Below are 13,218 nucleotides of genomic sequence, written 5' to 3'. Positions count from 1 at the left end.
GTGGCGTTGAATTGAGCTCCGTTGCGCGTCATGAACCCCCGTTTCGCGCTGTTGCGGGCACATGTCGGGCCGCTGGCGGGGGCGGCAGGAGGGTGCTTGAGTTGCGACATCCTGACTGACAGACCCCCAACTGAGGAGAACCCATGACCCCGCCAGACCGCCAGCTGCACCTCAATGCATTCCTCATGAGCACGGGCCACCATGAAGCCTCATGGCGCCTGCCCGAGAGCGATCCCCTTGCGATTACCAAAGTGGAGCACTACCAGCACCTGGCCCGGACGGCCGAGCGCGGCAAGCTGGACTCCATCTTCTTTGCGGACTCCCCCGTCCTGTTTGGTGAAGTGGGCCGCCGCCCTGCAGGAAAACTGGAGCCCACTGTGTTGCTAACGGCTCTTGCGGCCGCCACACAGCGGATCGGGCTGATTGCCACGGCGTCCACTACCTATAACGATCCCTTCAACCTGGCCCGTCGTTTTGCCTCGGTGGACTGGGTCAGCGGTGGACGTGCGGGATGGAACGTTGTGACAACGGCAGGACCGGATGCTGCCCGCAACTTCGGCGTGGACGACCAACCGGCCCACGCCGTCCGCTACGAACGCGCAGCCGAATTCATCGAAGTCGCCCAGAAGCTTTGGGACAGCTGGGACGATGACGCCGTCCGGGCCGATAAAGCCGAAGGAGTGTGGGCTGACGATACGAAGATCCGCGTGATAGACCACGAGGGAGAGCACTTCCGGGTCCGTGGTCCCTTGAATGTGCCCCGCTCACCCCAAGGCCACCCCCTGATCGTGCAGGCAGGGTCCTCCGAGAACGGGAAGAACTTGGCGGCGCAGTACGCTGAGGCGGTCTTCACGGCCCACCAAACCTTGGATGGCGCGCAGGCCTTCTACTCCGACGTGAAGGCGCGGACGGCAGCTGCCGGACGCGACCCCGAGAGCATCAAAATCCTGCCGGGCATTGTGCCCGTCATCGGCTCCACCGAGGCCGAAGCGATCAAGCTTGAGCGCGAACTGGACGAGCTCATCAAGCCGGAGTACGCACGGGAGCAGCTGGCTAAAACCCTCCGGCTGTCCCCCGACGATCTCCCGTTGGACCGCCAGCTACCGGCGGACCTCCCCTCCGAGGACGAGATTGAAGGAGCCAAGAGCCGGTACACGCTCATTGTGGAATTGGCCCGGCGCGAACAACTCACCGTTCGGCAGCTGATCGGCCGGCTCGGCGGCGGTCGTGGGCACCGAACGTTCTCGGGAACCCCCGATCAGGTAGCCGACGCCATCCAGGAATGGTTCTTCGCCGGAGCCGCGGATGGCTTCAACATCATGCCTCCCGTGCTGCCCTCCGGGTTGGAGGTCTTTGTGGACCACGTTGTGCCCATCCTGCAGCAGCGCGGCCTGTTCCGGACCGAGTACACGGCCACAACGCTACGGGGACACTACGGACTCGATCGCCCCGGGAACCGCTACGCGGGAGCGGAAGCCAAGGAACTTACCTCGATCGGGTCTGCGTTCTAGGGAGGCAGGCAGCTGGCCCGGGTCATCTCTTGGGCCAGCTCCACGGTGGCCCTTCCAGGGTTCCGAGGCCTTTGATTCGGGTCTCGCCCAGATCTTTATACAACACGTGCTCGTGCGCCGCGCCGCTGTCCCGGAGAGCCTTCAGGAGCGCCTCCGAGTGGGTTACGACGATCATCTGGCTGCTGCCGCTGGCTTGAACAATCAGTTCGGCAAGTGCCGGCATCAGATCCACGTGAAGGCTTGTCTCGGGTTCGTTGAGAACCATGAGTTCCGGGGGCCGGGGAGTCAGCAAAGCCGCAGTCAGTAACAGGAACCGCAGTGTGCCGTCAGAAAGCTCGGCCGCTTGCATTGGACGCAGCATGCCAGGCTGACGCAGTTCCACGCTGAACCGGCCATCGGTGACGGCAACTCCTACCCTGCTTCCCGGGAATGCGTGCTCGATGGCGGCATCCAGCTGCCGTTCGAAGCCAACTTCACGAAGGGTTTGCAAGGCCGCTGCGAGGTCCTTCCCGCTGTGATGCATTACCGGAGTTCGGGTACCGATGTGAGCCTGCCGCGCCGGAGCATCCGGGTCCGTGCGGAAGTGATCGTAGAAGCGCCAGGAGCGAACAGCGTCACGGACCTGAAGTACTTCCGGCGCCCGGTCCTGATCCGAAATTTCCGTGAGCATGCTCTGGAACGTATCCAACCGACGGGAAAGCTCGGTCCATTCGCCATCGGGGCCCCGTAGCTTGGCGACGTTACCCTTGCGGTCCACCAGCAGTGAACCCGGCCTCGCGATCATCCCCGAGAAGACTTGTTCCCGTTTGATTTCCGGATCCAAGCTGAAGGCCGAACGGCGGGGCCGCCCTGTTTCCGGATCAAAGCCCGAGCCACTAGGGGTTGGCATCCAAAGGTCAACCAAATAACCAAAGTCATCACCGGAGTAACCCAGCTTCAGATTCACGGGCTCGCGCCGCACCGTTCCCTGCACCGGTACCTCACCACGCCGCATGGCTTCGCTGATTGATTCGGGGCCAGCCCAAAGCGTAGATGACAAGCCACCATCTTTGGCCAACGAGCCGACTATATTCCCGGAGGCTCCCCCGGCGCACTCTGCCAATAACCGCAGCGCACGGTAGAGCGACGATTTTCCGCTGCCGTTCTCGCCGGTCACCACGTCCAAGCCGTGCAGTTCCACGGCCAATTCACGGATGGACCGGTAGTTGGCAATGGCAAGAGTGCGGATCATGGGGACGTCACAAGGGGAATTTGCCTGATAGCTCCAATGGTCCTGCACACATCCACGCCGCCAGGCGGTCATCGGTGGTGGGGCCGCCGTCGAGCGGACTTTGCAGCCGAGGGCGGCGCACCCAGCAACCGGCCTCTTCCGCGATCAACGCACCTGCGGCGAAGTCATGTTCGTTGAGGCCACGTTCCCCGTAGGCGTCGAAAGTGCCGTCCGCCACCAGGCAAAGATCCAACGCTGCCGAACCCAGCCGGCGCACATCGGCAAACCCGTCCATCAGCCCGGCAAGTCCGGCCGCCTGGTCCGCGCGGGTGGCAGGATCGTAGCTGAAGCCGGTGGCCAGGATGAGGCCTGTCCGCCCGGTCACCGGACCGGACAATTGCGTTTCCCCTCCTGCAATCTCAAGCCACGCTCCGTGACCGCGGGCAGCCGAGTAGACCCGTCCCAACGCGGGTGCATGGACCACGCCCGCCAACCACGCGCCGTCGGCGTCCGCTACCGCCACGGACGTGGCGTAGTACACGATGTTGCGGATGAAGTTGGTGGTTCCGTCCAAGGGATCGATGGACCAGCGATATCCCGACGGAGTTGCAGGGCGGGTTGTGCCGTGTTCCTCCCCGGTGATGGTGTCCTGGGGGCGTTCAGCGGCAATTGCTTCTCGGACCGCGTTCTCCGCGGCGACATCGAAAGCCGTGACCCAGTCGCCGGCCTCGCCCTTGTTGGACGTATCGAGGCCTTCGCCACCGGTGCCGCTGGCGGAGCGCTGGGCAAGCACGGCAGCCCCGGCCGCTGCAGCCCGTTTGGCGACAGCGAGGAGTTCCATCGAATCGGTCATTCCGCGTCTGCTTCCATGAGGTCCTCGGCAACCGCTTCTGCGGGTGGGGCTTCGTCTGCGGGTGCAGCTGCAGCCTCGGCCGCAACCGGCCCGTTCGCGAGAAGCTCGCGGAAGCCGTCCTCGTCCAATACGGGCACGCCCAGCGCCTCTGCTTTGTCCAACTTTGTTCCAGCGCTCTCGCCGGCCACCAAATAGCTGGTGTTCTTGGACACGGACCCCGAGGCTTTGCCGCCACGGATGATGATGGCTTCCTTCGCCTCGTCCCGACTGAAATTGGGCAGCGTTCCGGTGACCACCACGGTCAGACCCTCAAGTGTCCGCGGCACGGATGTGTCCCGTTCGTCTTCCATCCGGACCCCGGCAGCAGCCCAGCTGTCCACGATCTCGTTATGCCAGTCCACGGCAAACCATTCCTTGAGCGCCACAGCAATGGTGGGTCCCACACCGTCCACGTGTGCCATTTGCTCTTCGGTGGCATTGCGGATTGCGTCCATGCTGCCGAACGCCGTGGCCAGGGCGCGGGAGGCAGTTGGGCCGACGTGCCTTATGGACAGCGCCACCAGCACGCGCCACAACGGCTGCTTCTTGGCCTTCTCCAGTTCCGCGAAGAGTTTCTCCGTGGTAGCGGTCGGCTTCGAGGGCGACTTGGCTGTTCCCTTGGTGTAAAAGTACGGAACGAGCTCGTACTCGCCGGTTCCCACTCCCTTGGAACGCTTTTCCCGGCGGATCAGGACATCTGCAAGATCCTCGCGCTTGAGGCTGAAGAGCCCTGCTTCACTGGTCAGCGGTGGGGTCTCGGGCTCTGCGGGCTGGGTCAGGGCAACAGCGGCCTCCCAGCCAAGTGCCTCAATATCGAACGCGCCCCTGCTCGCAACATGGAACACGCGCTCACGCAGCTGTGACGGGCAGGACTTGGCGTTGGGGCAGCGAATGTCCACATCGCTTTCCTTTGCCGGCGCCAGCGGGGTTCCACAGCTGGGGCATTCGGTGGGCATCACGAATTCCCGGACGGGCGGATCCTGTTGATCCCGCAACGCCAGCACTGGCCCCACGATCTCCGGGATCACATCGCCGGCCTTCCGGAGGATCACGATATCGCCGATCATCACGCCTTTGGCTTTGACCACATCCTGGTTGTGGAGGGTGGCCATGCCAACCGTGGAACCGGCTACCTTGACGGGCTCCATCAGGCCGAAGGGCGTGACGCGCCCAGTCCGGCCCACATTGACCGCGATGTCCAGGAGCTTGGTGTGAACCTCCTCCGGCGGGTACTTGTACGCAGCGGCCCATCGGGGGACGCGGGAGGTATTGCCGAGGGCACGCTGAGTGGCGAAGTCATCAATTTTCACCACGATGCCATCGATCTCGTGGGCGAGATCGTGCCGGTGTTCGCCATAATGGGCAATGAACTTCAGCACGTCGTCGAACGAGTCCAGGACCTTCAAATAAGGGCTGATGGGAAGCCCCCACGCCTCCAGGAGCTTGTAGGTTTCGGACTGGCTCGCGGCATCCAGCCCTTCGCGGGCGCCGATTCCGTGGACATACATGCTGAGGGGACGCTTGGCGGTTTCCGCAGGATCTTTTTGACGCAGGGAACCGGCTGCGGCATTCCGGGGGTTTGCCAGAGGAGCCTTCCCTGCAGCCGCCAGCTTCTCATTGAACTCGAGGAACGCTTTGGAGGGGATGAATACCTCGCCCCGTATTTCCACTTCCGACGGGTACCCGGAGCCCTTCAATTCGCGGGGGATCTCCTTGATGGTCAGGACATTGTGGGTAATGTCCTCACCCGTGGTGCCATCGCCACGGGTGGCCGCGCGCACCAGTTTGCCATCCCTGTACAGCAGGTTCACGGCGAGGCCATCGATCTTCAACTCGGTCAACCAAGCAATGGGCGGCACGGAGTCACCCAGTTTCGCAACAGAGGCCTCGGCTTTGCGGACCCAGGCTTCCAGTTCTTCCAACGAGAAGACGTCGTCCAGGCTGTACATCCGCTGCAGGTGCTCCACTGCGGCGAAGGCGGAGGAAACTTCGCCCCCGACTTCCTGGGTGGGGGAATCGTTGGAGACAAGCTCCGGGTGGAGCGCCTCGAGTTCTTCCAGTCGACGGTAGAGGGCGTCATACTCGGCGTCTGACACCGTGGGTGCGTCTTCCTGGTAATACGCATACCGGTATTTGCGGACCAGGTCCGACAGTTGCTCGTACTCGTCGCGCAAGGACGCCGACGGCGAAGGCCCGTCTTGTGCCGCGACGGCGGCAGCCGCGCCGTGGACCGTGGTGTCTACCGGATCAGGATTCTCTGGTGTGCTCACAGCTCTATCTTGCCGCAAGGCACCGACAAAAATGTGGCGCTAGTGGGAGGACAGCCGGTTCTTGCTCCACAGCGCGAAAGCCAATCCGCCCAGGCCCACCAACAGAACACCACCCAAGATGCCTACAAGGCCGAGCACATTGGGGCCTGGCCCGGGGTTTGCCACGAGTATTGCGGCCGCTGTCTTTTGCCCCTGCTGCACCGGCGTATCCCAGTTGGATGAGGTGGACGGGCTTGAACTGGGGCTCGCTGAGCTGGGGCTCACCGAAGGAGTGGCCGACGGCGTTGCTGCCGCGCTGGTTGCGTCCTGTCCGGGCACTGGTTCGGACGACGCCGGAACCGGATCGTTTAGCGCAGGTGCTGCGGGGGCGGGAGCCTGCTCCACGACGGCCGGCTGCGGAACCCGAACAGGCGGTGCCGGAACCGCCGGGACCGCAACAGGCTGGTGGATCTGGGTCGGGACAGGATCTGGAACAGGTTTTTTGCTGGGGGCAGGGGCTACCGGCTGTGCGGGGGCAGCCGGTTGGGTGGGGACTTCCACCTGGCCGCACGCAACTTTGGACTTGTCGGTGCACGGAGCCGCCTGGGCAGCGACGGCAGGGCCAGCAAGCAGCCCGGCAGTCAACAGGAGAGCAGGGACAACAGAGTGTCGCATGGTGTAAACCTCTACGAGGGGTTGGGGTGCCTCGAGTAATCAGGGAGTTAGGGCTTTTCCGGAAATCCTCCTACATCCTTCCATGCCCATGCAAATCCGCTGCCGCCTGGATCAAACCGCTTTGGCGTCTATCACAAGCGCCGTGACGTTATCCCGTCCCCCACTTTGGAGCGCTGCCTGAATCAGCGTGTCCACTGTTTCCTGGGGATCGGCGACGGTGCTCAGGATGCCGAAAATGTCCTCATCCTCAAGCTCGCCGTTGAGGCCGTCCGAGCACACCAAGACGCGGTCCCCCGGTTCGATCGGCAACAACCAGAAATCGGCCTCTGTCTCATCTCCGGTGCCCAGCGCCCGCGTCACCACGTGGCGGCGGGGGTGGACGGCAGCCTGCTCCGCGGTGATATGGCCGGAATCCACCAGTTCCTGAACTTCTGAGTGATCCACGCTTACTTGGGCGAAGCGACCTTGACTGATGCGGTAGGTCCGGGAGTCCCCAATGTTCATCACGAGCCAATACGGCAGGCCCAGATGCTCCACGACAACCACACCGGACAGCGTGGTTCCGGCTTTGGCACCGGTGGCTTCCCGGATGGCCTGGTGGGCTTTCAGCAGGCATGACTGCAGCTCCGCTGGAGAGGCCGTCCGCACGCCGGGCGCTACTTCGGGCGCACTGCCTAGCGTCTTGACGCAGACCGCGCTGGCGATTTCCCCTGCTTCGTGGCCGCCCATGCCATCGGCGACGGCGAAAACGGGGTCGGCCACGATATAGGAATCCTCGTTCAGTTCACGCCGCAGGCCCCGATCGGTTCCATAGCCGTAAGTCAGCAGGAACGACGTCGGCCTTCCGGCCCGATCTGATGCTGAACTTGCCGGGGTGGTCGGCTGTGAATTCATGCGCGTCCTCGCTGTCGGGGTCGGTTTCTTAATCGAGTACCAGGCCCTTGCCGCGTCCGCGGGCGAGCATCACCGGATGGATCTCCCCGAAGCCACGGACATTTTCCGACTTTTGCGGAACCAGCACGAACCTATCATCCTGTCCGAGCGCCGCGGCGGTCATCGCGTCGACGAGGACCGTGCCCGGCTGCGCAAGCGTGGTGAGGCGGGCGGCCAGATTGACCGTTGGACCATAAATATCGCCCAGCCGGGACAGGATGCGCCCCCACACCATGGATACCCGGCACTGCGGAAGGATTTCGTCCTCGGTGAAGGCCTGCGCCAACGCCAACGATATTTCGGCCCCGGCGGCTGGCGTCTCCGCAATGTAAAGCACTTCATCGCCCACGGTTTTTACCAGGCGGCCACCGCCGACAGAGATGATTTCAGCGCACTTGTTTTCGAAGCGCTGCACCAACTGGGCCAACGTTTTCTCGTTCATGCGGCGCGAAAGACTGGTGTACGAGACCAAGTCAGCGAAGCCCACTGCCCGGGCCAAGGGCAGCGGAGAATCGTCTTCGTCCCCCTCGCGTCCCTCTTCGCTGGCCTGCAGCCCGGCTTCGGCGCGAACAGCCAGCCGCTGGATCCCGGCATTGAGCTGGCGGCGGTACGAATAGACGAGGATTTCTTCCAAGGAATCCACCAGCGCAGGCAGTTGGGCCACCAGTTGCTTGCGGGCCACGGCGTCCGGAATGCCTTGCTCAGACACCATGTCTTCCACGAGGGCTTCAACCTGCCAAACCACCATGCGGTCCGTCATCTGGCCGATGGAACGGGTCACCGAAATCGCGGCTTCCTCAGTGAGGAGCCCGGCACGAACCAAATCGAGGATCCTCGTCAGCGCGGCCTGGTCGCGCTCAGTAAAGGCAACGTCTTCGTCCCCGAAGTTTGGGAAACCGAGGGCGCGCCACACCTTCCGCGCGGACAGGATGGACACGCCCGCGCCTGCGGCAACTTCACGACGGCGGAGCCTGCGTTCCCCACCAAGGAGCTTCGCCTCGAGCGCTTTGATAGCCACGCGCTCTCCGGACATCACACTGGTGGGTGGCCCTGGGACCGTAGCCGGTGCGGACTCAGCGTCGGTGTCCTCATCCACGGAAGGTTCGGTTTCGGCGTCGAACTCTTGCTCCAGGTCCTCGCTGGACTGCTGATCCTCAACGCTCATCTCTTCCACCTTCTCTCGACTCCCACGGCACCACATCAAATTCCGGCACTATTCCACGCTCAAATCCTTCGCCCCGCGGGAGCTCATCCATGGCATCCAGGATGAAACCGCGGAACTTCTGGGCCTCAGGAACATCGGCCAGCACGGCCGTTCCGGAGTGCCCGGTATCCAAGGATATATTCCCGGACCGCAATGACCGTTGAAGGAGGCTCTGGTGCAACCCCACGTCGCGGACGGCCATCAGCGAAACCTGCCAGTCGTCCCGCCGAAACATTCCGTATTTGGCAAGTATTCGTCGGCTGGTCAGGATGTACCTGATGGAGCGCCAGCGCAGCACCCGTTTGAGGCTGTACCCCAGTAAGAACCACACCGCCAGCGCTACGCAAGCACCCATCAGCCACGGCGTCCATGCGCTGGTGACGAATGGTGCCAGGCGCTGCGGGTTTCCCCGTGCAACCCACGCTGAAGCGTAGGCCGCCAACGCAGGAACCACGATGAACGTAAGCAGCGGGAACAACAACGAGCGCGCTTGCGGCCGGGTGATGGTGATGACCTGCTCCCCCGGAAGCAATTCTTTACGCATAACCGCTTTCTGTGGCGCGCAAGTGCACCACGTCCCCGGCCGTCACGGTGTGCTCCCTGCCGCCGTGGTCAACAACGAGCAAGGAGCCGTCCTCGTCCAGCCGGGACGCGTGCCCCACCAGCTCGTTATCGCCCGGCAGGTGTGCACGGACTTCCCTACCCAAAGTGACCATGGCCGTCTCGACTCGCTTGTGTAACGACGAGCCACCTGCCAAGCCGGCTGCCGGGTCTCCTTCGGAATTGCAGAAGCTCCGGTAGAGCCTGGCGAAACGGGAGAGGTAGCTTTTCAGCAACGCTGTTCGGTCCGTGGTCGTGGCCCCTTCCAGGACCAGCGAGGTTGCAGTAGGTACGGGCAACTCTTCCTCGGTCAGGGTCACGTTAAGGCCCATGCCCAGGATCACGGCTGGAACGGTGCCGTCCCCCAAGGGTGTCATCTGGGCGAGGATGCCGGCGATCTTGCGGCCGTTGACAAGGACATCGTTGGGCCACTTAATATCTGCCGTGACTCCGGCCGTGTCCTGCAAGGCCTCGCGGAGCGCAACTGCGGCCAAGAGTGACAGCCACGAGTAGCTTTGGGTCGGCACCGGCGCGCCGTCGGAGGTTACCGGGCGCAACACCATGGACACCGAAACCGCCGAACGCTCCGGCGATTCCCAGTGTCGGTCGAGGCGCCCGCGCGCAGCCGTCTGGTGTTCCGCCGTCAGGACGGAAAGGTCCGGCCACCGCGCAGGGTCTGAGGCCACAGCCCCCACCAGGTCCTGGTTGGTGGAGCCCGTGGACTCCACGACGCTCAATTGTGCGATGCCTGTTGCCGAAAGAAAATCCGGGTCCAGCAGTGATTCACTGTCCAGTTTTGCGCGTTCCTGCCCGGCGAGTGAGGGGACGGGTCCGCTGAGCCCCGGCTGTTCGGCATCCATAACTGAATCTTAGCCAGTCGCGGCCTTGCGTCGCCCAAAGAACTCCACTAATTGGCAGATTGGGGACCGCTGGTGTTTGGATTTACTAAAGGAAGATGTCCGCCACCAGTCGGTCTTCCGGGGCTCCGAGGCTGTACGGAGCGAAGTCCGTGACACCCGCGGCCCGCAGCACCTGTTCATCTGTATAGAAGTTTCCCGTTGCTGCGCCGCCGGTCAGGATGGCGTGGGCGGCGTCTGCCATGATCTCCGGCCCGCGCGCCGCCTGGACCATCTGCGCTCCTCCCGGCATGTTGCGGATCGCGGCCGTGTCGATGAGGGTGCATGGCCACAGTGAGTTGATCGAAACGGCGTCGTCCTTCAGTTCCTCGGCGAGCCCCAGCGTGGTCAGGCTCATCCCGTACTTGGCCATCGTGTACGCAAGGTGCATGCCCGCCCACTTGGGATCAAGGTTCAAAGGCGGGGACAACGTAAGGATGTGGGCGCGGCCCGAGCGCGCGCCCGCTTCACGCAGGGCAGGCAAGGCGAGCTTGGACAGCAGGAATGTGCCGCGCACGTTGATGTCCTGCATGAGGTCATAGCGCTTCATGTCCACAGCATCGGTTCGGGACAGGTCGATCGCAGAGGCGTTATTAACCACGACGTCGATGCCTCCGAAGCGCTTGACGGCGGCGGCAACGGCGGCCGCGACGTCCTCGTCGTTGCGCACATCCCCGACCAACGGCAACGCTTGGCCGCCCGCAGCTTCGAGTTGTTCGGCTGCGCTGAAGACGGTCCCCTCCAGCTTGGGATGCGGTTGACCCGTCTTTGCCATGAGCACGATGTTTGCGCCGTCGCGGGCGGCACGCATGGCGATGGCCAGCCCGATCCCCCGGCTCCCGCCGGACATGAGGATGGTCCTGCCCTTGAGTGAACCCGTTGCCACGTAAGGGCTGTTGGTGCTCGCCCGGTTCATTCCGGAGGCGGCCGAAGAGTCATTGCTGGAGGTCATGGTGACACTCTAACTCAACTATGTTACTCACGGGTAACATAGTTATTTCTTTGGCTAAGGCCCGGAAAATTGTAGGGTTTCTACAGCGGTTCGCGGCAAATGCGTTACTAGACTGGCCATCGAGGCCTGTTCTTTGTACGGAAGCTACTTAAAGTGGCTGCTGTCCTGCAACGAATTGCGCCAGCGACCATCAGCTACAGAGCCGGAGACACTTGATGAGCCACGATCTGACAACGACAGCGGGAAAGATTGCCGACTTCCGCGACCGCCAGGGCCGTGCCGAGCAGCCTTCCGGCCCGGAAGCGATCGAGAAGCAGCACGCACGGGGCAAGAACACCGCCCGCGAGCGCATCGACCTGCTGGTGGATCCCGATTCGTTCGTCGAGTTCGATGCCCTGGCAGTCCACCGCTCAACCGCATTCGGCATGGAAAAGAAGAAGCCGCTCGGCGATGGAGTTGTTTCCGGATACGGCACCGTCGATGGCCGCCTCATCGCTATCTACAGCCAGGACTTCAGCGTTTATGGCGGCTCGCTGAGCCAGGTCAATGGCGAAAAGATCGTCAAGGTCCAGGAGTTCGCCCTCCGCAACGGTTGCCCGGTTGTAGGAATTAACGACGGCGGTGGCGCGCGCATCCAAGAAGGCGTCGCTTCCTTGGCTATGTTCGCGGACATCTTCCGCAACAACGTCCATGCCTCCGGCGTGGTCCCGCAGATTTCCCTCATCATGGGGCCGTGCGCGGGCGGCGCTGCGTACTCGCCCGCCCTCACTGATTATGTGGTGATGGTGGATAAGACCTCACACATGTTCATCACCGGACCGGACGTGATCAAGACCGTCACCGGCGAGGACGTTGACATGGAAACGCTGGGAGGCGCACGGCAGCACAATGCCACCACGGGCACCTCCACCTATCTGGCGTCCGACGAAGCAGATGCAATCGAGTTCGTGCGTGAGTTGCTGGATTTCCTGCCCTCGAACAACCTGTCCGAGGCTCCCCTCACAGAGCACGACCAGGAACTGGAACTCAACGACGACGACCTCGCCCTGGACGCGTTGATCCCCGATTCGGCCAACCAGCCCTATGACATGCGCAAGGTCATCGAGCAGATCGTGGACGATGCCCACTTCCTGGAGATGCAATCCCTGTACGCTCCCAACGTGATCATCGGTTACGGTCGCGTGGAAGGCCACACTGTTGGCATCGTGGCCAACCAGCCCATGCAGTTCGCAGGCACGCTGGACATCTCCGCCTCGGAAAAAGCGGCCCGGTTCGTCCGGCACTGCGACGCTTTCAACGTCCCCATCCTTACCCTTGTTGATGTTCCGGGCTTCCTTCCCGGCAAGGACCAGGAATTCCAAGGCATCATCCGCCGCGGCGCCAAGCTCCTGTATGCCTACGCGGAAGCCACCGTCCCCAAGGTCACCGTGATCACCCGTAAGGCATACGGTGGCGCCTACATCGTGATGGGCTCCAAGAAGCTCGGAGCCGACCTCAACCTCGCCTGGCCCACCGCCCAAATCGGCGTCATGGGTGCCCAAGGCGCAGTGAATATCCTCTACCGCCGCGATTTGGCAGCAGTTGCCGAGGCCGGTGGGGACGTCGAGGCCAAGCGCGCTGAAATCATCCAGGGTTATGAGGAAGAGCTACTCAACCCGTACCAGGCAGCCCAGCTGGGCTATGTCGACGCCGTCATCGCACCATCGGACACGCGCCTGCAGATCATCCGCGGCCTTCGAGCACTTCGCGACAAGCGCGCAAGCCTGCCCACCAAAAAGCACGGAAACATCCCGCTGTGAGTGCGGAGCAGGCCCCCCATCAGGGTCCGGAACAGCCCGCGGACACCCCCGCCGTCGAACCTCTGTTCACGGTGGTCAAGGGTGAACCGTCCGCCGAAGAGCTCGCGGCGCTTGCCGCCGTCGTACTGTCTTTGAGTGGGGAGCAAGAGGCAGCGGCTGCGCCCCCAACGCAAAGGCACTGGGTGCGCCGGCAGCAGCTGCGCTTGGACCCGACACCCGGCCCGGGTGCGTGGAAGCGTAGTCGCGGTTAGGGCTGCCGTTCAAGAGTTCAGCAACCCTTTCACATAGAAGCCCGCG

At 63.1% G+C, this 13,218-nt stretch carries 11 protein-coding genes and 1 pseudogene; 3 read left to right on the top strand and 9 right to left on the bottom strand.

Going from position 1 to position 13,218, the window contains the following annotated elements:
* The first annotated feature begins 143 nt into the window (after nucleotides 1-143).
* The gene (locus QRN04_RS01995; protein ID WP_284974466.1) at nucleotides 144-1,511 is read left to right on the top strand and encodes an LLM class flavin-dependent oxidoreductase; all 1,368 of its coding nucleotides are present in this window, start codon (nucleotides 144-146) and stop codon (nucleotides 1,509-1,511) included.
* 22 nt (nucleotides 1,512-1,533) lie between these two features.
* On the opposite strand, the gene QRN04_RS01990 is transcribed toward QRN04_RS01995, so the two are convergent.
* The 9 genes and pseudogenes from QRN04_RS01990 to QRN04_RS01950 all read right to left on the bottom strand — a co-directional run bounded on the left by QRN04_RS01990 (nucleotide 1,534) and on the right by QRN04_RS01950 (nucleotide 11,122).
* Nucleotides 1,534-2,742, bottom strand: coding sequence for an AAA family ATPase (locus QRN04_RS01990; protein WP_284974465.1), 1,209 nt, complete (start codon nucleotides 2,740-2,742; stop codon nucleotides 1,534-1,536).
* A gap of 7 nt (nucleotides 2,743-2,749) precedes the next feature.
* Complete coding sequence (locus QRN04_RS01985) at nucleotides 2,750-3,574, bottom strand: inositol monophosphatase family protein (RefSeq protein ID WP_284974464.1); 825 nt, start codon at nucleotides 3,572-3,574, stop codon at nucleotides 2,750-2,752.
* Entirely contained in the window at nucleotides 3,571-5,883 is a 2,313-nt protein-coding gene (gene ligA / locus QRN04_RS01980; RefSeq protein WP_284974463.1) for an NAD-dependent DNA ligase LigA, read from the bottom strand. The genes QRN04_RS01985 and ligA overlap by 4 nt, the downstream gene beginning before the upstream one ends.
* 39 nt (nucleotides 5,884-5,922) lie before the next feature.
* The gene (locus QRN04_RS01975; protein ID WP_284974462.1) at nucleotides 5,923-6,537 is read right to left on the bottom strand and encodes a hypothetical protein; all 615 of its coding nucleotides are present in this window, start codon (nucleotides 6,535-6,537) and stop codon (nucleotides 5,923-5,925) included.
* Between the two features lie 114 nt (nucleotides 6,538-6,651).
* Nucleotides 6,652-7,431: pseudogene (locus QRN04_RS01970) on the bottom strand (PP2C family protein-serine/threonine phosphatase); the annotation flags it as partial.
* A gap of 28 nt (nucleotides 7,432-7,459) precedes the next feature.
* Nucleotides 7,460-8,635, bottom strand: a complete 1,176-nt coding sequence (locus QRN04_RS01965) for an adenylate/guanylate cyclase domain-containing protein (RefSeq protein WP_284974461.1) — start codon at nucleotides 8,633-8,635, stop codon at nucleotides 7,460-7,462.
* Nucleotides 8,625-9,218 (bottom strand): PH domain-containing protein, encoded by a 594-nt coding sequence (locus QRN04_RS01960; protein WP_284974460.1) that lies wholly within the window; start codon nucleotides 9,216-9,218, stop codon nucleotides 8,625-8,627. The genes QRN04_RS01965 and QRN04_RS01960 overlap by 11 nt, the downstream gene beginning before the upstream one ends.
* On the bottom strand, nucleotides 9,211-10,134 hold the full coding sequence (locus tag QRN04_RS01955; protein ID WP_284974459.1) for a biotin--[acetyl-CoA-carboxylase] ligase: 924 nt from the start codon (nucleotides 10,132-10,134) through the stop codon (nucleotides 9,211-9,213). Before QRN04_RS01955 ends, QRN04_RS01960 begins: the two co-directional genes overlap by 8 nt.
* 85 nt (nucleotides 10,135-10,219) lie before the next feature.
* Nucleotides 10,220-11,122, bottom strand: a complete 903-nt coding sequence (locus tag QRN04_RS01950; RefSeq protein WP_284974458.1) for an SDR family oxidoreductase — start codon at nucleotides 11,120-11,122, stop codon at nucleotides 10,220-10,222.
* A gap of 215 nt (nucleotides 11,123-11,337) precedes the next feature.
* Here QRN04_RS01950 and QRN04_RS01945 point away from each other — a divergent pair, with 215 nt between their 5' ends.
* Both QRN04_RS01945 and QRN04_RS01940 read left to right on the top strand, forming a co-directional pair.
* Nucleotides 11,338-12,921 carry an acyl-CoA carboxylase subunit beta gene (locus tag QRN04_RS01945; protein WP_284974457.1) on the top strand — a complete coding sequence of 528 codons (1,584 nt, stop codon included), beginning with the start codon at nucleotides 11,338-11,340 and terminating at the stop codon, nucleotides 12,919-12,921.
* Complete coding sequence (locus QRN04_RS01940) at nucleotides 12,918-13,172, top strand: acyl-CoA carboxylase epsilon subunit (RefSeq protein WP_284974456.1); 255 nt, start codon at nucleotides 12,918-12,920, stop codon at nucleotides 13,170-13,172. The genes QRN04_RS01945 and QRN04_RS01940 overlap by 4 nt, the downstream gene beginning before the upstream one ends.
* Nucleotides 13,173-13,218: the final 46 nt, after the last annotated feature.

The organism is Arthrobacter sp. efr-133-TYG-104, from assembly GCF_030208915.1.
GTDB lineage: Bacteria > Actinomycetota > Actinomycetes > Actinomycetales > Micrococcaceae > Arthrobacter.
Note: the sequence above shows the minus strand (reverse complement) of the source record. Positions and strands in the feature narration are given on the sequence as shown.

Excerpts from the sequence above, each read along its gene's own strand:
- QRN04_RS01965 (WP_284974461.1), bottom strand. The coding sequence starts at position 8,635 with ATGAGCGTTGAGGATCAGCAGTCCAGCGAGGACCTGGAGCAAGAGTTC.
- QRN04_RS01985 (WP_284974464.1), bottom strand. The coding sequence starts at position 3,574 with ATGACCGATTCGATGGAACTCCTCGCTGTCGCCAAACGGGCTGCAGCG.
- QRN04_RS01955 (WP_284974459.1), bottom strand. The coding sequence starts at position 10,134 with ATGGATGCCGAACAGCCGGGGCTCAGCGGACCCGTCCCCTCACTCGCC.
- QRN04_RS01960 (WP_284974460.1), bottom strand. The coding sequence starts at position 9,218 with ATGCGTAAAGAATTGCTTCCGGGGGAGCAGGTCATCACCATCACCCGG.
- QRN04_RS01990 (WP_284974465.1), bottom strand. The coding sequence starts at position 2,742 with ATGATCCGCACTCTTGCCATTGCCAACTACCGGTCCATCCGTGAATTG.
- QRN04_RS01950 (WP_284974458.1), bottom strand. The coding sequence starts at position 11,122 with ATGACCTCCAGCAATGACTCTTCGGCCGCCTCCGGAATGAACCGGGCG.
- QRN04_RS01995 (WP_284974466.1), top strand. The coding sequence starts at position 144 with ATGACCCCGCCAGACCGCCAGCTGCACCTCAATGCATTCCTCATGAGC.
- QRN04_RS01945 (WP_284974457.1), top strand. The coding sequence starts at position 11,338 with ATGAGCCACGATCTGACAACGACAGCGGGAAAGATTGCCGACTTCCGC.
- QRN04_RS01975 (WP_284974462.1), bottom strand. The coding sequence starts at position 6,537 with ATGCGACACTCTGTTGTCCCTGCTCTCCTGTTGACTGCCGGGCTGCTT.